Below are 18,833 nucleotides of genomic sequence, written 5' to 3'. Positions count from 1 at the left end.
GATCAGGATGTGGAGGGACAGGGCAAGGCAGGAGGCCCACAATAGAAGAAATCATCAACAATTGCCTCTTTGACCAATTCTACGCTCAGGCAGGATCACGCCAACCCCCATCATCTGTTGAGACTATTTTGATCGTCCACGGCGCAAGCGCTCGCGAATTAATTCCGCAATTTTGGACTAGTTGACTCGCCCTGTTGTCGCCCTCATAGTTTTGACAGTATCGCTGGAGCAAATTCATGAAATATGACAATTTGTTGGCCGCCTCGTTGGCTGCAGCACTTGTTGCGGCATGCGGTGGAGGCAGTAGCGGTGGAGGTATCTCCAGCACTCCGCCGCCGCCAGCTGCACCCACACCAAGTCCGACTTCCACCTCTGCGCCCACGCCGACACCGACCAATTCCAACGTCGGCAATCTGGTTGCAGACGAGGCCTTCTCGACACTTTCAAGTGGCAGCGACATCTCGCTTTCTGTTATCGATGCGGAAGTCGGTGGGGCAAGTGTCGAAGATCGGAAGGTGGCGATCTCCTACGATGCGAGCACGGACGGCTATACCGTCTCGCTCGGTGGGCAAGGGTCGACCTTCACGAGCGCCGGCATCATCGAACAGGGCGAGTATCCAGGGACCACGCGCTACTATACGGAGAGTGGCAATAGTTCGGAGTTCCTGACGATCTCCACGCGTGGCTACTCGCAGAACTCTGCCAACCAGTATGTTGCACTCGGATACTGGCAACGCAATGTTCTCAACGGCGTACAGCAAGAGACAGAGTTCGACACCTTCGTTTTCGGCTTCCCCGCCAGTTCCAGCGCTGTCCCGGTTTCCGGACTTGGGTCTTACACGATCGACATATTCGGCGCGCTCTCTGTGGTCGGCACCGAAGCGCGCGCACTTTCTGGTAGCGGCCTGCTGGAACTGGATTTCGGGACCGGCGCTTGGCGCGTTCGTACGACGCTCGGCGAATTTCCCCTGGCGGATTACGGCTACTTGTCCGGTGGCTCCCTCAAGTTCAACGCGGACGGATTCGTGACCAGCAATCGCCGGCTAGACGGTATCTTTACCTACACAAACCTTGATGGCGATTTCGTGAGCGGAGACGTTTCCGGTCAGTTCTACGGACCTGCCGCGCAAGAAGTCGGCGCGGCGTTCTCCGGTGGCACTGGTACCGGAGCAGTGCTCAATGGCGCGTTTACCGGCAAACGCGACAATCAATCTCGCGCAGGAACCTTGGCCCTTACAAATATTCAGGGCGACACGGTTGTATCCGGCTATCTCGCTGAGGCTCTCGGCACCATCCAAGACGACCTGACGCCTGCTTTTCGCGGCTTTTATGGAAATACTTACACCGAAAGGCCTTTTACACGCATCCATTTCCAACAAGACGGCACAATTAATGTCCAACTCGATGGTGCGCTGGTGGCTTCGATCGAACCCGGCGAACTTGTTTCGAGCGACGGCGCATATGACGTTTATGAAACCACAACAACTTCCGCTTTTGGAACTGCCGGACTGCCGCTGACCGCCCGCATTTTCAAACCAGGCACAGCCAATCCGGAAGTTCAACTTACCTATTCGAGTTTCGGAATTCTTGAGCAGGAAATATCGGGTTCCGACTATTTGCAGCAGGTACGGCGATATTTCACATATGGCTTCGATACGCCCGAGGGGCATATGAATGTTCGTTCGGGCAGCGCTAGCTATTCCGGAATTGCGGTCGGCACTACCACCAATAGCAGTGGCTTGGCTATCGACGTTGACGGAACTTCGTCATTCGTTGTCAATTTTTCGTCGGATAGCTACTCGGGCATGCTCGACCTGCAGGCCGACGATGGTGGTACTATCGTCGATCTGGGAACGTTCGAATTTGCAAGTACCATTACCAACGGTATCATGGATGCGGCAAACTTCGATTATCCCACTGCGCTCAGCGCAAGTGTGCAATCGCTGAACACCATAATCCCGGTATTCTACGGCCCGGATGGATCGGAGATCGTGGCCCCGTTCTCGATATTGCGCGGACCTCCCAACGCGATCGGGACTACGACCATAACCGGCGTTGCTGTCGCAATCGAAGACTGAAGCAGGAAACCTAGATTCCGGAGGCCGACTGGCCCCGAGCTCCGGGGTCCAGCCCGCTCAGCAGCGCCCCCTCAGGCCGCCTCCAGCTCCCCGGCCTTCAGCCCGATATCCTCGCTGCGGGCGAAGTTGCCGTGCAGGCCGAAGCGCAGGCGGATCGGGCACTGGATGGTCGCGACCGGGCCCTTCTCGATATCGAGCGCGTCGAACACCAGCAGGTCGGTGCGGTGTTCCTCCAGCCGGTTGCAGAGCATGACGATCCATCCGTCGCCCTCCGGCGCGTCCTTGGAACGGGGCACGAAGCAGGGTTCCTGCAGCGATGAGACGGGGCCGCACCACCAGTGCTGTTCGGCTCCGCTTTCGAGGTCCTTCAGGAACAGGCAGTTCATCAGGAAGCCGCCCGCGCTGCCGCCTTTCAGCTCGCAGGGGCGCTTCATGTCCATTTCGAGGCCCCAGGTGTAGCGGTTCTTCACGCCCGTGAAGCGGTCATCGATGCGGGGGAACTCGCTCGCGGTTTCGGTGAGCTGGACGATCTCGTCGAATTCCTCGCCATTGCTGGCCATGTCGACGGTCCAGCGGGTGAGCTTGCTCATCGCTTCCATGCCGTTGAACGGTTCGCCATGCACATCTGGGAAGAAGGGGAACATGTTGTTCTTCGCTTCGGGCACCACGAAATGGACCTTGGTGCCTTCCTGCCAGGCGTTGATGGTGTGGCTGGCGAAGCAATTGTCGCGCTTGAACCAGCGAATGTCCTCGTTCTTCAAATCGTCGCGGCGCGGGATGATGCCGAGATAGACGGGCATGGTGGTGTCGAAGCCGAAATGCGGCTTCTTCTGTTCCAGCCGTTCCCAGCTGCCGATGGAGGGCACGATATGGAGCACGAGGTAATCCTCGGTGATCGCGAAGTCGTGCATCATGCAGTAGTAGGGGACCTTGAACCACTTCTCGCGCACCAGATCGCCATCCGCGTTCACTTCCATGTAGGACACGTCATCGGTGCACAGGCCGCTCGCGGCATAGCCGATGGCGACCATGTTGCCGGTGTGCGGGTCGATCTTGGGATGGGCGGTGAAGGTCTGGCTCTTCATCGCGCCTTCGAAGGTCTCGAACTCCTCCGTCTCCATGGTCACCGGGTCCATGATCAGGGCAGGCGAATCTTCCTTCATCGCCCACAGCTTGCCGGCATAGACCCAGGCATTGGTGTTGGCGGTGGAGCGGATCATGCCCTTCACGCTGTCATCATCGGTCAGCGGGTTGCGATACATGCCGAACAACCCGCGGCCCGCTGCGTGCTCCGCCTTCCACTTGTCGGTCTTCGCCCAGCGCTGGCGGAAATCGCACTGGCCATCATGGAAGTGGAAGCGGGTGATCATCCCGTCTCCGTTGAAGGAGATGTCGTCCCCCAGCATGGGCGGGAATTGCGGATCGGGCTGCACGCGGAAGAAGGCGCCGTCGAGTTCCTTCGGGATCTCCCCCTCATGCTGCAGGTCGGCGATATCCGCCTCGATCCGGCTGGGGGTGTTGAATCCGGTGAAATTGGGTGTGTCGGGAAAATGCGCCATGATTGTTCGAGTCCTCTCCTTGCGCGAAATTGTATGCTCTACTAACAAATTGGCAAGACCGCCCATTACGGGCTTTAGGGGGCATGAGGACACCGGTTTGCGCGATCCTGCATTGATCGAAAGCAATGATGCGGATGAAGAGGACATCGGCGCGCTGGACGGAATCGTGGGCTTCCACATCCGCCTGGCGCATGGTGCCGTCTATCGCCATTTCACCGAAACCTTTGCCGACCTTGGATTGACGCAGAAGCAGGTCTCGGTCCTGTGGCTGGTCGGAGATCACCCGGAAATCGCCCAGATCGAGGTGGGGAGCCGCCTGAGGATGGACCGCGCTACCACCATGACCATCGTCAACCGGCTGGAGGAGCGCGGGCTGCTCCGGCGTGAGAGATCAAGCAGCGACGGGCGCAAGCAGGCAATGTTCCTGACGGAAGAGGGCGAGGCCGTGCTGGAGGAAGCGAAGCGTTGCATCGAAAGCCATGAAAGCTGGCTGAAAAGCCGCTTCAGCGAGGCTGAAATCGAAAAACTGGTGGAAATGCTGGCGCGAATCCACGATTGAGGGCGCCGGAGATTCAGGAGAGGACGAGAGAATGGCCGGAGCTTCCGGGGGGGCTAACCCCATCAATGTGATCAATGAGACGCCGATGAGCGTGCGCCAGTGGGCCGTCGTGGTCCTCATGGTACTGCTCAACGCGCTGGACGGGTTTGACGTTCTGTCGAGCGCCTTCGCCGCACCTGGCATTTCCGCAGAATGGGGTATCGAACGCGCAGCGCTGGGCATCGTACTCTCCGCCGAACTGGTCGGCATGGGCTTCGGCTCTGTCCTGCTGGGCGGCGCGGCCGACAAATACGGCCGCAAGATGACCATGCTCGCCTGCCTGGTCGCCATGGCACTGGGCATGTTCCTCGCCAGTATCGCCGATTCCGTGGCCCCGATGGTCGGCTTCCGCTTCCTGACAGGCATCGGCATTGGCGGCATGCTCGCCGCGACCAATGCGGTTACGGCAGAGAGCACCAATACCAAATGGCGCAAGGCCGCCATCGCCGCCTATGTCGCAGGCTACCCGCTGGGCGCGATCATCGGCGGCGTTGCCGCTTCCGAATGGCTGCTGCCGACCTATGGCTGGCGCGCCGTGTTCGATTTCGGCGCGATCGTGACTGCGGCCCTGATCCCGGTCATGCTGCTGGTGGTGCCGGAGACGGCCGCCTTCCACGCCTCGAAGGGCAACCTGGCGGGCGTCAACAAGACGCTGGGCGCCTTCGGCAAGCAGCCGATCGAGGCTTTGCCTGCCGCCGCTGCCGATGCGGCCAAGCCCAAGGTGACGGACATCCTGTCCAATCCGAAGCTGCGCCCGGTCACGCTGCTGCTGGCCTTCGGCTACATGTTCCACACGATCACCTTCTACTACATCCTGAAATTCGCCGTGCAGATCGTGGCCGACTACCCGCCGGGCTATGCGCCGGGCGAGGCGGCCACCGTGCTCACCTGGGCCAATGTCGGCGGCTTCTTCGGCAGCCTGCTGTTCGGCTTCGTGATGGCGCGCCTCGGCATCAAGTGGCCGACCGCGCTGATGCTGCTGATCGGATCGGTCGCCGTGGCCGCCTTCGGCCTCGGGCGCGAGACGCTGGATGGCTGGCAGTGGGCGACGATCCTGACCGGCTTCTTCACCAATGCCGCGATCAGCGGGTATTATGCCGCCTTCGCGCGCGGCTTCCCTGCCTATGCCCGCGCCACCGGCACCGGCTTCGTACTGGGTATCGGCCGCCTTGGCGCGGCAGGCAGCCCGATCATCGCCGGCGCGCTGTTCACGATCCTCGGCAATGACGAGCTGCTGACGGTCTCCATCATCATGGCGATGGGTTCGGTGGCCTCGCTGATCCTGTTCCTGATGCTGCCCGAGCGCGAAGGCGACGATGTCGTTGCCGAAGACGCGCAGGCTGCATCCTGATCCAATCCTGGGAGAATATCTGAAATGAAAACCCGTGCAGCCGTAGCATTCGAAGCCAAGAAGCCGCTGGAGATCGTGGAAGTCGATCTGGAGGGGCCGAAGGAAGGCGAAGTGCTGGTGGAAATCATGGCCACCGGCATCTGCCACACCGATGCCTACACGCTGGACGGGTTCGATAGCGAAGGCATCTTCCCCAGCATCCTGGGCCATGAAGGCGCGGGCATCGTGCGCGAGGTTGGCCCCGGCGTCACCAGCGTGAAGCCGGACGATCACGTGATCCCGCTCTACACGCCCGAATGCCGCCAGTGTAAGTCCTGCCTGTCGGGCAAGACGAACCTGTGCACCGCGATCCGCAGCACGCAGGGCCAGGGCCTGATGCCCGATGGCACCAGCCGCTTCTCCTACAAGGGGCAGACGATCTTCCACTATATGGGCTGTTCGACCTTCTCGAACTTCACCGTGCTGCCGGAAATCGCCGTCGCCAAGATTCGTGAGGACGCGCCGTTCCAGTCCGCCTGCTATGTCGGCTGCGGCGTGACCACCGGCGTGGGCGCCGTCACCAACACCGCCAAGGTGCAGGTGGGCGACAATGTCGTGGTGTTCGGCCTCGGCGGCATCGGCCTCAACGTGATACAGGGCGCGCGGCTGGCCGGTGCGAACAAGATCATCGGCGTCGACATCAATCCCGATCGCGAGGAATGGGGCCGCAAGTTCGGCATGACCGAATTCCTCAACACCAAGGGCATGAGCCGCGAAGACACGGTCGCCAAGATCGTAGCCATGACCGATGGCGGCGCGGACTACACTTTCGATGCCACCGGCAATACCGAAGTGATGCGTACGGCGCTCGAAGCCTGCCATCGCGGCTGGGGCACCAGCATCATCATCGGCGTGGCCGAAGCGGGCAAGGAAATCAGCACGCGCCCGTTCCAGCTGGTGACCGGCCGCAACTGGCGCGGCACGGCATTCGGCGGCGCCAAGGGCCGCACCGATGTGCCCAAGATCGTCGACATGTACATGACCGGAAAGATCGAGATCGACCCGATGATCACCCACGTGATGGGCCTCGAGGAGATCAACACCGCCTTCGACCTGATGCACGAGGGCAAGTCGATCCGCTCGGTCGTCGTTTACTGATTGGCAGGCGCGTGCGGCCAAAGCGGTCGCATGCGCCGCGACAGGTCAATTCAATCTTTCACAAGGCTGAAGTTTTCGGCTATGTGATAAACCGAGTCACGCGGGCTGGCCTTGCGGCGAGTGCGCACGACATATCGAGAGGAACTTTCACACCATGCTGAACCACGTCTTCCTGGGCACCAACGATGTCGAAAAATCACGTGCATTCTACAACGCCACCATGGACGCGCTCGGCGTAGCGCCCGCAGGTGAATATCCGCACCTGACCGTCTATGCCAATGAAGGCGGCGCGGTGGCCGTGGGCAAGCCTGCCAATGGCGAAGCGGCCAGCGTCTCAAACGGCGCGACGCTGGGCCTCAAGGCCAGCTCCTATGACCAGGTGAATGCATGGCATGCCGCCGGCCTCGCCAATGGCGGCAGTGACGAAGGTGCGCCGGGCGTGCGCGAGAATGCGCCGGGCCAGATGTATGGCGCTTACCTGCGCGATCCGGACGGCAACAAGATCTGCGCCTTCTGCCCTAACGAAAACGCATAAGCCAATGGGTCCGGCCATGTTCACCCATGTGCGAGTTGGCAGCAGCGATCCGCGTGCCTCGATTGCCTTTTACGACGCGACCTTTGCGGCGCTGGGCATTTCCGGCCAGCATCACGAGGCCACGCACGCAATGTATGGCACTCACGACTCGGGCATGTTCATGGTCGGCCCACCCGCCGACGGAGAGGCCGCGACCCACGCCAATGGCGGCACCATCGGGCTTGCTGCTCCAAGCGCGGAGGCGGTACATGCCTGGCACGCGGCAGGCCTGGCCAATGGCGGCACTTGCGAAGGCCCGCCCGGTCCGCGCGACTATGGTGAGATGCCCATGGTCGGTGCCTACCTGCGCGATCCCGCCGGCAACAAGCTCTGTGCCTTTTGGGTAGATCTGGGAGAGTAACAGCCATGTACAGCCACAACATGGTCGGCAGCGACGACCTTGCCGCTTCCAAGACCTTCTACGATGCGATCTTCACCGCCGTGGGCGCGCCAGAGGGCGTGGCCGACCCGGTCAAGCCGCGCGTGCGCTATACGCATAAGGACAATGTCTTCATCGTCACCAAGCCGCTCAATGGCGAACCGGCTTCGGTCGCCAATGGCAACACGATCGGCCTGGTGATGGACAGCCCCGAACAGTGCGATGCTTGGCATGCGGCAGGCCTCGCCGCTGGCGGCACGGCTTGCGAGGACCCGCCCGGACCGCGCGATTTCGGCGGCATGAAGCTCTATCTCGCATACCTGCGCGATCCCACCGGCCACAAGCTGTGCGCCCTGCACAAGATGGATTGAGAGTTCGGCAATGACATTGGAAACGGTCAGCGAGGCAAAGGCTTTCGGCGGGTGCCAGGGCGTCTACTCCCACCAGAGCGAGGCGACGGGCACCGGGATGACTTTCGCCGTCTACGTCCCCGACCATGTGGCGGGGGCGAAGCTGCCCGTGCTGTTCTACCTCTCCGGCCTCACCTGCACCCATGCCAATGTCATGGAAAAGGGCGAGTACCGGAAGGCCTGCGCCGAACACGGCATCATCTTCGTCTGCCCGGACACGTCCCCGCGCGGTGACGATGTGCCCGATGACGAAGGCTATGATTTCGGCACCGGCGCGGGCTTCTATGTCAATGCGACCGAGGCTCCGTGGTCGCAGCATTACCATATGCGCCGCTATGTCGAGGAAGAGCTTCCCGCGATCATCGCGAAGCACTTCCCCGTCGATATGGAGCGGCAGGGCATTACCGGCCATTCGATGGGCGGGCACGGCGCGCTGACAATCAGTCTGCGCAATCCGGGCCGCTACAAGTCGACCAGCGCCTTCGCCCCGATCGTCAGCCCGATGAACTGCCCCTGGGGCGAGAAGGCGCTGACCGGCTATATCGGCGCCGACAAGGCCGCCTGGCGCGAATATGATGCCTGCGCGCTGATCGAGGATGGCGCCCGCCTGCCCGACCTGCTGGTGGACCAGGGACATGCCGACAATTTCCTCGAAGAGCAGCTGAAGACGCACCTGCTCGACGAAGCGGTCACCAAAGCCGGTATGGACGCGACCATCCGCCTCCACGAAGGCTACGACCACTCCTACTTTTTCATCTCGACCTTCATGGCCGATCACATCGCCTGGCACGCTGCAAAGCTGAAAGCCTGAGAGAGAATATGAGCACCAAAGAACAGAAGATCGGCGAGATCATCGCCGAACACCAGGGGCGCGAGGGGCCGCTGCTGCCCATCCTGCATGACGTGCAGGAGGAATTCGGCTGCGTCGACGTGGAAGCCGAAGCGATCATCGCCAAGGCGCTCAACCTGTCCCGCGCCGATGTGCATGGCGTGGTCAGCTTCTATCACGACTACTCGCCCGAAGCCGATCCGCGCCCGGTGGTGCAGGTCTGCCGCGCGGAAGCCTGCAAGGCACGCGGGGTCGAAAAGATCATCGAACAGGCGAAGGCCGCAGCCGGCGAGCGGGTGAAGATCTCGACCGTCTATTGCCTCGGCCTGTGCAGCGCCGGCCCCGCCGCGCGCACGGGTGACGACCTCCATATCCGGCTGGACGAACAGTCGATTGCCAAGCTGGTGGACAACGCATGACCCAGATTGTGAAGATTTCCGACGACGCGCTGGCCCGCGCCGGTGGGGCCGACAAGCTCGCCGCCGCCTTCGAGGCGAAGGGCTGCGAAGTGCACCGCACCTCCAGCTGGGGCATGCAGTGGCTCGAACCGCTGGTGGAGATCGACGGCAAGGGTTTCGGCCCCGCCACGCTCGATGATGTCGATGCGATCCTCGCCGGTACTTCCGACAAGGCCATCGGTGTGATCGAGGAGCATCCATTCATCGCCGGGCAGACGCGCCTGACCTTCGCCCGCGCGGGAAAGACCCGTCCGCTCTCGCTCGAAGACTACGCAGCGCATGGCGGCTGGAGCGGCCTGAAGCGCGCGCGCCAGATCGGGCCCGAGAAGATCGTCGAGGAAGTCACCGAATCCGGCCTGCGCGGCCGCGGCGGTGCAGGCTTCCCGACCGGCATCAAGTGGAAGACCGTGCTCGGCGCACCGGGCCCGCAGAAATACATCGTCTGCAATGCGGACGAAGGCGATAGCGGCACTTTCGCCGATCGCATGGCGATGGAAGGCGATCCCTTCGCCCTCATCGAAGGCATGGCGATCGCGGGCGAAGCCGTGGGTGCGGACCAGGGCTATGTCTACCTGCGCAGCGAATATCCCGATGCGATCCGCAAGATGAATGCCGCGCTGAAGCTGTGCGCGGACATCATCGCGCCGTTCAAATGCGAAGTGCGCGTGGGTGCGGGCGCCTATGTCTGCGGTGAGGAAACCTCGCTGCTGAACTCGCTCGAAGGCAAGCGCGGCGAAGTGCGCGCCAAGCCTCCGCTGCCCGCGCTGGAAGGCTTCATGGGCCGTCCGACCGTGGTCAACAACGTGCTCAGCCTCGCCGCCGTGCCGCATATCCTGATGGAAGGCGGCGCCAAGCAATATGCCGAACGCGGCATGGGCCGGTCCAAGGGCACCATGCCCGTGCAGCTGGCCGGCAACATCAAGCATGGTGGCCTTTACGAGGTTCCCTTCGGCATCACGCTGGACGAGCTGGTGAACAAGGTTGGCGGCGGCACCGCATCGGGCCGCCCGATCAAGGCGGTGCAGGTTGGCGGTCCGCTGGGCGCCTATATCCACCCCGACCAGTTCGACATTCCCTTCGACTACGAAGCCTATGCCGCCGCCGATGCGCTGATCGGCCATGCCGGTATCACCGTGTTCGACGATACGGCCGACATGGGCGAAATGGCCCGCTTCGCGATGGAATTCTGCGCAGCGGAAAGCTGCGGCAAGTGCACGCCCTGCCGCATCGGCTCGGTCCGTGGTCAGGAGATCATCGACCGCATCCGCACCGGCGGCCGCAAGCGTGACGAGCTGGAGCTCGCCCCGCAAATGCACAATGCGAAGAAGAATGAAGGCCGCAGCGTCGAAGAGGAAATCGGCCTGCTGACCGATCTGTGCGAGACGATGAAGTTCGGCTCGCTCTGCGCGCTGGGCGGCTTCACCCCCTATCCGGTGATGAGCGCCCTGAAGCACTGGCCCGGCGACTTCGTGAACAATCCCGAAGCCGTCGAAAAGGCGCTGGACGCGGCGGAGTAGCGTGGTGACCCTTTCATCCGTTCGTGCTGAGCTTGTCGAAGCACCGCTTGTCTTTTTGGCACAGCGCCAGAAGGAAGTGCGGCCCTTCGACAAGCTCAGGGCGAACGGGTTTGGGGGAGCGACACTGTGATCCTCGGCGTCGTCCTTGCAGGGGGCTTGAGCACCCGTTTCGGCAGCGACAAGGCGCTTGCCGAGCTGGACGGGCGCACGCTCATTTCCCGCGCGGTGGAGGCGCTGTCCGCCTGGTGCGACAAGGTCGTGATCGCCGGGCGCAAGGAAGGAAGCGAAACGGGAACGACTCGCTGCATCCCGGACTGGCCGCGCGCCGGAATGGGTCCCCTGGGCGGTATTGCCGCAGGCCTGCGACACGCACAGGGTGAAGGATATTCCAGTATCATCACCTGCGGGGTCGATTCTGTCGCCCTGCCGAGTGATTTGTTGTCAGAACTTTCACCACCTCCGGCATATCTTGAAACTCAGCCGGTTATAGGCCATTGGAATGTGGAAACCGCGGATGCGGTAGCGGCGATCCTCCAGAGTGAAGGACGCCACTCGATGCTGGCCTTTGCAAAGTCCGTGGATGCACGGGCGGTCACAGCCGCATCCACACCGGCAAACATAAACACCCCGGCGGATCTCGCCGCGATGGAGCAGAAGTAATGGGATACGAACGCCAGAAGGACTTCGGCACGCCTGAGGTCGAATCGGACGAGATGGTCACGCTCACCATCGATGGCCGCAAAGTCACCGTGCCTGCGGGCACATCCGTGATGCGCGCCGCTGCCGAAATCGGCGGCGACATTCCCAAGCTCTGCGCTACGGATAATGTGAAGGCCTTCGGCTCCTGCCGCCTGTGCCTGGTCGAGATCGAAGGTGCGCGCGGCACGCCCGCAAGCTGCACCACTCCCGTCGCCCCCGGCATGGACGTGAAGACGCAGACCCCGCGCCTCGAAAAGCTGCGCAAGGGCGTGATGGAGCTCTACATCTCCGACCACCCGCTGGACTGCCTGACCTGCTCGGCCAACAATGATTGCGAGCTGCAGGACCAGGCCGCCAATGTCGGCCTGCGCGATGTGCGCTATGGCTATGAAGGCGCCAACCACCTGGGTGAGGCGACGGACACCTCCAACCCCTATTTCGATTTCGATGCTTCCAAGTGCATCGTCTGCAGCCGCTGCGTGCGCGCCTGTGACGAGGTGCAGGGCACTTTCGCGCTGACCGTGGACGGACGCGGCTTTGCCAGCATGATCAGTGCCGGCCAGGGCGTGGACGATTTCCTCAGCTCCGAATGCGTCAGCTGCGGCGCCTGCGTGCAGGCCTGCCCCACCGCGACGCTGCAGGAAAAGAGCGTCAAGGCGATCGGCAAGCCCGAACGCTCCGTCATCACCACCTGCGCCTATTGCGGCGTGGGCTGTGCGTTCCGCGCCGAAATGCGCGGCGAGCAGCTGGTGCGCATGGTGCCGTGGAAGGATGGCAAGGCGAACCACGGCCATTCCTGCGTGAAGGGCCGCTTCGCCTGGGGCTATGCCAATCACAAGGACCGCATCACCAAGCCGATGGTGCGCGAGAGCATCGACCAACCCTGGCGCGAAGTCAGCTGGGACGAAGCGATCGGTTTCGCTGCCGACCGCATCAAGAAGATCAAGGCCGAGCATGGCCCGCGCGCGCTGGGCGGCATCACCTCCAGCCGCTGCACGAATGAGGAAACCTTCCTCGTCCAGAAGCTGATCCGTGCCGGTTTCGGTTCGAACAACACCGATACTTGCGCCCGCGTCTGCCACAGCCCGACCGGCTATGGCCTGTCGACCACTTTCGGCACCAGCGCCGGTACGCAGAACTTCGATTCCGCCACCAAGACCGATGTCTTCCTGGTGATCGGCGCGAACCCGACCGACGCCCACCCCGTCTTCGGCAGCCGCATCAAGAAGCGCCTGCGCGAAGGGGCCAAGATGATCGTGGTCGACCCGCGCCGGATCGACCTGGTGAAGTCGCCGCATATCAACGCCGCGCATCACCTGCCGCTGCAGCCGGGCACCAATGTTGCCGTGCTGACCAGCATCGCACATGTCATCGTGACCGAAGGCCTCGCCGATGAGGACTTCATCGCCGAACGTTGCGACGCCGATGAATATGCCGAATGGGCCCGCTTCGTTTCCGACGAGAAGCACTCGCCCGAATTCCTCGAAGCCGTGACCAAGGTTCCCGCCGAGACGGTGCGCGAGGCAGCCCGCCTCTTCGCCACCGGCGGCAATGGCGCGATCTATTACGGCCTGGGCGTGACCGAGCATTCGCAGGGTTCGTCCACCGTGATGGCGATCGCCAACCTTGCCATGGTGACCGGCAATATCGGCCGCGAAGGCGTGGGCGTGAACCCGCTGCGCGGCCAGAACAACGTGCAGGGCGCCTGCGACATGGGCAGCTTCCCGCACGAACTGCCGGGCTATCGCCACATCTCCGATCCCGAAGTGCGCGGCCTGTTCGAGAAGGATTGGGGCGTGACGCTGGACCCGGAACCCGGCCTGCGCATCCCCAACATGCTCGATGCCGCCGTCGATGGCAGCTTCAAGGCGATCTACATCCAGGGCGAAGACATCCTGCAGTCCGATCCGGACACGCATCACGTCGCCGCCGGCCTTGCCGCGATGGACTGCGTGATCGTCCACGACCTGTTCCTGAACGAGACCGCGAATTACGCGCATGTCTTCCTGCCGGGCTCCACCTTCCTTGAGAAGTACGGAACCTTCACCAATGCCGAACGCCGCGTGCAGCCCGTTCGCAAGGTGATGGAACCGGCCAATGGCTATGAGGACTGGGAAGTCACCCAGCTGCTCGCCAATGCCATCGGCTGCGAGTGGAACTACACCCACGCCAGCCAGGTGCTGGACGAGATCGCCCGCCTGACGCCGGGCTTTGCCGGCCTCAACTGGGATCGCGTCGATGCGAACGAACAGCTGCAATGGCCGGTCAACGACAAGGCACCGATGGGCTCGCCCGTCATGCATGTCGGCGGCTTCGTGCGCGGCAAGGGCAAGTTCGTGGTGACCGAATATGTGCCGACCGACGAGAAGACCGGTCCGCGCTTCCCGCTGCTTCTGACCACCGGCCGCATCCTCAGCCAGTACAATGTCGGCGCGCAGACCCGCCGCACCGGCAACAATGTCTGGCATGACGAGGATGTGCTGGAAATCCACCCGACCGATGCGGAAAATCGCGGGCTGAAGACGGACGATTTCGCCCGCCTCGCCAGCCGTGCGGGTGAGACGACCCTGCGCGTACTTGTCACCGATCGCGTGGCGCCGGGCGTGGTCTACACTACCTTCCACCACCCGGACACGCAGGCGAACGTCGTCACTACCGACAATTCGGACTGGGCGACCAACTGCCCCGAATACAAGGTGACCGCGGTGCAGGTGACCCCGTCCAACGGGCCGAGCGAATGGCAGGAGGAATATGCAGACCTCACCGCCATGGCGCGCCGGATCGAGACCATGGAGCCTGCAGAGTAATGGACATCGCGAAGCTGCGCCGCATGGCCGACCAGATCGCCGTCAATTTCGCTGCCATCGGGCACGATAACGCGGTGCTCGCCACGGCCGACCACATCAAGAAGTTCTGGGACCCGCGAATGAAGGCGCAGATCTTCGCCGACGACCGCTCCCGGCTCTCGCCCATCGCCGCCGCGGCGATCGACAAGCTGGCTGCGGGCGCGGATCCCGCCCCGCAGACCGGCGCGACCGATTTCAACGAGGTGGACGAAGTCGGGCATATGGACGCGGGATAGGACTTATCCTGACCTCCGTTCGCCCTGAGCTTGTCGAAGGGCCGCCCTTCCTTGTGTCTGCCTGCCCGAAAGAAAAGCAGGGCTTCGACAGGCTCAGCCCGAACGGATTTGGGATATGAGCAAGGCAACCCAGCATTCGCGCGACGGCACCGTGGGCGAAGTTCAGCGCGAGTGGGTGCCCGAAGTCCCGGTGGCGCTGGAATATAACGGCCTCGCTTATGCGGTGATGATGGCGACGCCATCGGACCTTGCCGATTTCGCGCTGGGCTTTGCCCTCACGGAAGGTCTCGCTGCCACTCCCGCCGATGTGACCGATCTCGACGTGGTCGAAGTCGAAAAGGGCTGGATCTGCCGCGCGCAGCTGACCGGCCTCGGTATCGAAAAGCTGACCGAACGCGTGCGCACCCGCGTCGCGGAGAGCAGCTGCGGGCTGTGCGGGATCGAGAACCTCGATGCGGTGGCGAAGCCGCTGCCCAAGGTACCCGCGCATGAGGCGCTCGATCCGCAGGCGATCTTCGCCGCGCTTTCCAAGCTGCGCGATCACCAGCCGCTGACCAAGCAGACCGGCGCGGCCCATGCTGCCGCCTTCTGCACAGTGGATGGCACGATCCTCCACGCGCGCGAGGACGTCGGCCGCCACAATGCGATGGACAAGCTGGTCGGCGCGCTCGCCAAGGCGGGACAGAACCCAACCAACGGCTTCATCCTCTCCAGCGCCCGCTGCTCCTACGAAATCGTCGAAAAGGCCGTGCACGCAGGGGCGACGCGGCTGGTGACCATCTCGCTCCCGACCAGCATGGCTGTGGAGCGCGCCGAGGCTGCGGACCTCAGCCTGTGGTGCCTGGCGCGCGACGACAGCGTGATTTGCGTGAGCGGTGGGGTCAGTTGAGCGGCAAAGGCGACGAGCGGCCTCGCTTTCCGAATGACCCGGTCCCGGCAGAGGCGTAAAATCCGACTCGTCCCAGCGACCGAGTCGGCTCTCGGCACCCGACATAAAACATAGCAAGGCCGGAGACGGCTCCTTCGCGAGACAGCAGCACCGGCCCTGCCGGCCGGCTTCCTATAATCGCGAAAGGATCATCGCATGCCATTCATCACGACCTCTGACGGCACCGAAATCTTCTACAAGGATTGGGGGCCGCAAGACGCGCAACCCATCGTGTTCCACCATGGCTGGCCGCTCAGTTCCGACGACTGGGACAGCCAGATGCTGTTCTTCCGCGAACAGGGCTATCGCGTTATCGCCCATGATCGCCGGGGGCATGGCCGATCGAGCCAAAGTGACATTGGCAACGATATGGATACCTATGCGGCCGACGTGATCGAGCTTGCCCGCGAGCTGGATCTCGAAGGCGCGGTCCATGTCGGCCATTCGACGGGCGGTGGCGAAGTCACGCGCTATGTTGCCCGCGCCGAAACCGGCCGGGTGGCAAAGGCGGTGCTGATCTCGGCCATCACCCCGGTCATGGTGAAAAGCGACACCAATCCCGGCGGCTTGCCGATCGAGGTGTTCGACGGCTTCCGCGCAGCACTCCTCGCCAATCGCGCGCAGTTCTACCTCGATGTCGCGTCGGGGCCGTTCTACAATTTCGACCGGCCCGGCGTGGAACCGGTCGAGGGCCTGATCCGCAACTGGTGGCGGCAAGGCATGATGGGCGGCGCCAGCGCGCATTACGATTGCATCGAGGTCTTCTCGGAAACCGACCTGACCGAGGATCTGCAGCAGATCGACGTGCCGGTGCTGCTGATCCACAGCGAGGATGACCAGATCGTGCCTTATGCCAACAGCGCTGCCCTGGCGGTGGATCTGCTGCAGGACGGCACACTCAAGACCTATCAGGAATTGTCGCATGGCCTCATGTCGACGCATCCTGACCTCATCAACGCCGATATTCTCGCCTTCATCGAGGAGGAAGGCGACGCCTCTCCGGAAGAGGAAAGCGCCGAGTCCGAAATGGCCTGACAAAGGGGGCGGCCCGGCGCTTCGGCCAGTGCCGTATGCCGGGCCGGCCTACCTGCTCAACCGGAACACCGCATGTTCGGCGCGCCAGTTGGCGTTGCTGCCGCCGATCTCCTTGCCGTCCGCAAAGAACCAGCAGCCTTCCACCGTCACGCCCTTGTCGGCGATCAGCTGGCGGAAATCGTCCACGGTCAGGTGGTGGATGTTCTTGGTCTCATACCAGCTGACCGGCAGGTGGCGCGTCACAGGCATGCGGCCGTTCATCAGCAGGCTGAGACGCATCTTCCAATAGGCGAAATTGGGAAAGCTGACGAAGGCGGTGCGGCCGATGCGCAGCAGCTGGTCGAGCATGTAATCGGGGCGTGAGGCGGTCTGCAGCGTCTGGCTGAGGATCGCCACGTCGAATGCGGCGTCGGGATAATCGGCCAGGTCGCGGTCGGCATCGCCCTGCACTACGGAGAGGCCGCGGCTGACGCTCTTCTCCACCAGTTCGGGATCGATTTCCATGCCGCGCGCATCAACGCCGCGCTCGCGTCGCAGCACGTCCATCAGCTCACCCTCGCCGCAGCCGACATCGAGCACGCGCACACCCTCGGGCACTAGCTCGGCGATCTTGGCAAGGTCGGGACGCAGGCTCATGCGGGCACCGGGTAGAGATTGGTGAAGACGCGTTCCATCATGCGGTCGGGCGTTGCCTGTCCTTTCCAGCCCAGTTGCGTGTAGAGCCCGTGCGCATCCAGCGTGTGGAGGCCCCAGCGGCGCAATCCCTGCAGCCGCGGATGGTCCTGCAATGCGGCAACCATGGCTTTCGAGAGCCCGAGCCCGCGATGGTCTTCCAGCACATAGACATCGGCGAGCCAGGCAAAGGTGGCATAATCGGTGATGACCCGCGCAAAACCGACCTGCGCACCATCGTGCCGCACTGCGGCGCACAGGCTGTTCGCCAGCGCGCGCTGCACCGTCTCCAGCGGGATGCCCGGCGACCAGTAGCTGCGCGTGAGATAGGCGTGGGTTGCCTCCACATCGATGCGCGACTGGTCATCGGTCAGCTCATATCCGGGCGGTAGCGCGATCATCCCAGGAACCCCTTCACCACACGGTCCAGCGCCGGGCATTCGAGCAGGAAGCTGTCATGGCCGAACGGCGCGGAGAGTTCCACGAAACTGACCGGTGCGGCCACGGCATTGAGCGCGTGGACCACATTGCGGCTTTCGGATGTGGGATAAAGCCAGTCCGTATCGAAGCTGACCACGCAAAAGCGCGTGTCGCTCGCCTCACGGAAAGCATCGGCGAGCAGTCCGCCATGCTCCTCCGCGAGGTCGAAATAATCCATCGCGCGGGTGATATAGAGGTAGCTGTTCGCATCGAAGCGGTCGGTGAAGGCGAGGCCCTGGTAGCGCAGATAGCTTTCCACCTGGAAATCGGCATCGAAACCGAAGCTCTTCGCGTCACGATCCTGCAGCTGGCGGCCGAACTTATCGGTCAGCCCCTGCTCCGAAAGATAGGTGATATGCGCCGCCATGCGCGCCACGGCGAGGCCCTTTTCCGGACCCTTCCCGCGTGCGTAGTAATCGCCGCCTTCCCAATCGGGATCGGCCATGATCGCCTGCCGCCCCACCTCGTGAAAGGCGATGTTCTGTGCGGAGTGGCGCGCGGTGGTGGCGATGGCCAGCACACGCTCTGTCCGGCCGGGGAAATTGGCGGCAAAGCTCAGCGCCTGCATCCCGCCCATCGATCCGCCGACGACTGCATGCAGCCGCTCGATCCCCAGCGCATCGAGCAGGCCGACCTGCGCGCGCACCATGTCGCGAATGGTGATGACGGGAAAGCGCATGCCGTAAGGCTCGCCATCCTGCGCCGCGCTGGCAGGGCCGGTCGAGCCGAGGCAGCTGCCGATCACATTGGCGCAGATCACGTGGTAGCGGGCGGTGTCGATCGGCTTGCCGGGGCCCACCATGCGATCCCACCAGCCGGGCTTGCCGGTCAGCGGATGCGTCTTGGCCACGAACTGGTCACCCGTCAGCGCATGGAAGATCAGGATGGCATTGGACTTGTCCGCGTTCAGCTCGCCATAGGTTTCATAAGCAAGCTCGACATTGGCGAGCTGTTTGCCGCTGTCGAGCGCAAGCGGAGCGCCCAGCGTCAGGGTGGTCAGGTCGGATGCAAGCGCGGTTGCCATGGGCCTGCGACTTGGGGCCTCAT

19 protein-coding genes are annotated in these 18,833 nt (G+C 63.0%); 15 read left to right on the top strand and 4 right to left on the bottom strand.

The window, feature by feature from the left end; genetic code table 11:
• Nucleotides 1-236 precede the first annotated feature (236 nt).
• Nucleotides 237-2,078, top strand: a complete 1,842-nt coding sequence (locus E5222_RS11680; protein WP_136693978.1) for a HupA family protein — start codon at nt 237-239, stop codon at nt 2,076-2,078.
• Between the two features lie 71 nt (nt 2,079-2,149).
• On the opposite strand, the gene E5222_RS11675 is transcribed toward E5222_RS11680, so the two are convergent.
• Nucleotides 2,150-3,637: a lignostilbene-alpha,beta-dioxygenase gene (locus tag E5222_RS11675; protein WP_136693977.1), complete on the bottom strand. Its 1,488-nt coding sequence runs from the start codon at nt 3,635-3,637 to the stop codon at nt 2,150-2,152.
• Between the two features lie 97 nt (nt 3,638-3,734).
• Here E5222_RS11675 and E5222_RS11670 point away from each other — a divergent pair, with 97 nt between their 5' ends.
• The 14 genes from E5222_RS11670 to E5222_RS11605 all read left to right on the top strand — a co-directional run bounded on the left by E5222_RS11670 (nt 3,735) and on the right by E5222_RS11605 (nt 16,634).
• Entirely contained in the window at nt 3,735-4,196 is a 462-nt protein-coding gene (locus E5222_RS11670; RefSeq protein ID WP_246021736.1) for a Saro_0803 family transcriptional regulator, read from the top strand.
• Nucleotides 4,197-4,227: 31 nt separating this feature from the next.
• A complete protein-coding gene (locus tag E5222_RS11665) occupies nt 4,228-5,586 on the top strand; it encodes an MFS transporter (protein WP_246021735.1) in 1,359 nt (452 codons plus the stop codon).
• Between the two features lie 24 nt (nt 5,587-5,610).
• On the top strand, nt 5,611-6,723 hold the full coding sequence (locus E5222_RS11660) for an S-(hydroxymethyl)glutathione dehydrogenase/class III alcohol dehydrogenase (RefSeq protein ID WP_136693976.1): 1,113 nt from the start codon (nt 5,611-5,613) through the stop codon (nt 6,721-6,723).
• A 154-nt stretch (nt 6,724-6,877) separates the two neighbouring features.
• A complete protein-coding gene (locus E5222_RS11655; RefSeq protein WP_136693975.1) occupies nt 6,878-7,258 on the top strand; it encodes a VOC family protein in 381 nt (126 codons plus the stop codon).
• A gap of 16 nt (nt 7,259-7,274) precedes the next feature.
• Nucleotides 7,275-7,658: a VOC family protein gene (locus tag E5222_RS11650; RefSeq protein ID WP_136694322.1), complete on the top strand. Its 384-nt coding sequence runs from the start codon at nt 7,275-7,277 to the stop codon at nt 7,656-7,658.
• A 5-nt stretch (nt 7,659-7,663) separates the two neighbouring features.
• Nucleotides 7,664-8,047, top strand: coding sequence for a VOC family protein (locus E5222_RS11645; protein WP_136693974.1), 384 nt, complete (start codon nt 7,664-7,666; stop codon nt 8,045-8,047).
• A gap of 10 nt (nt 8,048-8,057) precedes the next feature.
• A complete protein-coding gene (gene fghA / locus E5222_RS11640) occupies nt 8,058-8,897 on the top strand; it encodes an S-formylglutathione hydrolase (RefSeq protein ID WP_136693973.1) in 840 nt (279 codons plus the stop codon).
• Between the two features lie 8 nt (nt 8,898-8,905).
• Nucleotides 8,906-9,334 carry an NAD(P)H-dependent oxidoreductase subunit E gene (locus tag E5222_RS11635; protein WP_136693972.1) on the top strand — a complete coding sequence of 143 codons (429 nt, stop codon included), beginning with the start codon at nt 8,906-8,908 and terminating at the stop codon, nt 9,332-9,334.
• Nucleotides 9,331-10,890: an NADH-ubiquinone oxidoreductase-F iron-sulfur binding region domain-containing protein gene (locus E5222_RS11630; RefSeq protein ID WP_136693971.1), complete on the top strand. Its 1,560-nt coding sequence runs from the start codon at nt 9,331-9,333 to the stop codon at nt 10,888-10,890. Before E5222_RS11635 ends, E5222_RS11630 begins: the two co-directional genes overlap by 4 nt.
• A gap of 126 nt (nt 10,891-11,016) precedes the next feature.
• Nucleotides 11,017-11,550 carry a molybdenum cofactor guanylyltransferase gene (mobA, locus tag E5222_RS11625; protein WP_136693970.1) on the top strand — a complete coding sequence of 178 codons (534 nt, stop codon included), beginning with the start codon at nt 11,017-11,019 and terminating at the stop codon, nt 11,548-11,550.
• On the top strand, nt 11,550-14,396 hold the full coding sequence (fdhF, locus tag E5222_RS11620; protein ID WP_136693969.1) for a formate dehydrogenase subunit alpha: 2,847 nt from the start codon (nt 11,550-11,552) through the stop codon (nt 14,394-14,396). The genes mobA and fdhF overlap by 1 nt, the downstream gene beginning before the upstream one ends.
• Nucleotides 14,396-14,671 (top strand): formate dehydrogenase subunit delta, encoded by a 276-nt coding sequence (locus E5222_RS11615; protein WP_246021734.1) that lies wholly within the window; start codon nt 14,396-14,398, stop codon nt 14,669-14,671. Before fdhF ends, E5222_RS11615 begins: the two co-directional genes overlap by 1 nt.
• 115 nt (nt 14,672-14,786) lie before the next feature.
• Nucleotides 14,787-15,560: a formate dehydrogenase accessory sulfurtransferase FdhD gene (gene fdhD / locus E5222_RS11610; protein ID WP_136693968.1), complete on the top strand. Its 774-nt coding sequence runs from the start codon at nt 14,787-14,789 to the stop codon at nt 15,558-15,560.
• A gap of 195 nt (nt 15,561-15,755) precedes the next feature.
• A complete protein-coding gene (locus E5222_RS11605; RefSeq protein WP_136693967.1) occupies nt 15,756-16,634 on the top strand; it encodes an alpha/beta fold hydrolase in 879 nt (292 codons plus the stop codon).
• A gap of 48 nt (nt 16,635-16,682) precedes the next feature.
• Here E5222_RS11605 and metW read toward each other — a convergent pair whose 3' ends face one another.
• From metW to metX, 3 genes are read right to left on the bottom strand one after another with little or no spacing between them, the layout of a single operon-like run.
• Nucleotides 16,683-17,270, bottom strand: coding sequence for a methionine biosynthesis protein MetW (gene metW, locus E5222_RS11600; RefSeq protein ID WP_136693966.1), 588 nt, complete (start codon nt 17,268-17,270; stop codon nt 16,683-16,685).
• Nucleotides 17,267-17,707, bottom strand: coding sequence for a GNAT family N-acetyltransferase (locus tag E5222_RS11595; protein ID WP_136693965.1), 441 nt, complete (start codon nt 17,705-17,707; stop codon nt 17,267-17,269). The genes metW and E5222_RS11595 overlap by 4 nt, the downstream gene beginning before the upstream one ends.
• Nucleotides 17,704-18,810 (bottom strand): homoserine O-acetyltransferase MetX, encoded by a 1,107-nt coding sequence (gene metX / locus E5222_RS11590; RefSeq protein ID WP_136693964.1) that lies wholly within the window; start codon nt 18,808-18,810, stop codon nt 17,704-17,706. The genes E5222_RS11595 and metX overlap by 4 nt, the downstream gene beginning before the upstream one ends.
• Nucleotides 18,811-18,833 lie beyond the last annotated feature (23 nt).

The organism is Alteraurantiacibacter aquimixticola (genome assembly GCF_004965515.1).
GTDB lineage: Bacteria > Pseudomonadota > Alphaproteobacteria > Sphingomonadales > Sphingomonadaceae > Alteraurantiacibacter > Alteraurantiacibacter aquimixticola.
Note: the sequence above shows the minus strand (reverse complement) of the source record. Positions and strands in the feature narration are given on the sequence as shown.

Bases quoted from the DNA above. Each gene is read 5' to 3' on its own strand.
- E5222_RS11655 (WP_136693975.1), top strand. From the start codon at position 6,878: ATGCTGAACCACGTCTTCCTGGGCACCAACGATGTCGAAAAATCACGT.
- E5222_RS11650 (WP_136694322.1), top strand. From the start codon at position 7,275: ATGTTCACCCATGTGCGAGTTGGCAGCAGCGATCCGCGTGCCTCGATT.
- E5222_RS11635 (WP_136693972.1), top strand. From the start codon at position 8,906: ATGAGCACCAAAGAACAGAAGATCGGCGAGATCATCGCCGAACACCAG.
- fdhD (WP_136693968.1), top strand. From the start codon at position 14,787: ATGAGCAAGGCAACCCAGCATTCGCGCGACGGCACCGTGGGCGAAGTT.
- E5222_RS11665 (WP_246021735.1), top strand. From the start codon at position 4,228: ATGGCCGGAGCTTCCGGGGGGGCTAACCCCATCAATGTGATCAATGAG.
- metX (WP_136693964.1), bottom strand. From the start codon at position 18,810: ATGGCAACCGCGCTTGCATCCGACCTGACCACCCTGACGCTGGGCGCT.
- E5222_RS11630 (WP_136693971.1), top strand. From the start codon at position 9,331: ATGACCCAGATTGTGAAGATTTCCGACGACGCGCTGGCCCGCGCCGGT.
- E5222_RS11605 (WP_136693967.1), top strand. From the start codon at position 15,756: ATGCCATTCATCACGACCTCTGACGGCACCGAAATCTTCTACAAGGAT.
- E5222_RS11680 (WP_136693978.1), top strand. From the start codon at position 237: ATGAAATATGACAATTTGTTGGCCGCCTCGTTGGCTGCAGCACTTGTT.
- fghA (WP_136693973.1), top strand. From the start codon at position 8,058: ATGACATTGGAAACGGTCAGCGAGGCAAAGGCTTTCGGCGGGTGCCAG.
- E5222_RS11595 (WP_136693965.1), bottom strand. From the start codon at position 17,707: ATGATCGCGCTACCGCCCGGATATGAGCTGACCGATGACCAGTCGCGC.
- E5222_RS11645 (WP_136693974.1), top strand. From the start codon at position 7,664: ATGTACAGCCACAACATGGTCGGCAGCGACGACCTTGCCGCTTCCAAG.
- E5222_RS11660 (WP_136693976.1), top strand. From the start codon at position 5,611: ATGAAAACCCGTGCAGCCGTAGCATTCGAAGCCAAGAAGCCGCTGGAG.
- fdhF (WP_136693969.1), top strand. From the start codon at position 11,550: ATGGGATACGAACGCCAGAAGGACTTCGGCACGCCTGAGGTCGAATCG.
- E5222_RS11615 (WP_246021734.1), top strand. From the start codon at position 14,396: ATGGACATCGCGAAGCTGCGCCGCATGGCCGACCAGATCGCCGTCAAT.
- metW (WP_136693966.1), bottom strand. From the start codon at position 17,270: ATGAGCCTGCGTCCCGACCTTGCCAAGATCGCCGAGCTAGTGCCCGAG.
- E5222_RS11675 (WP_136693977.1), bottom strand. From the start codon at position 3,637: ATGGCGCATTTTCCCGACACACCCAATTTCACCGGATTCAACACCCCC.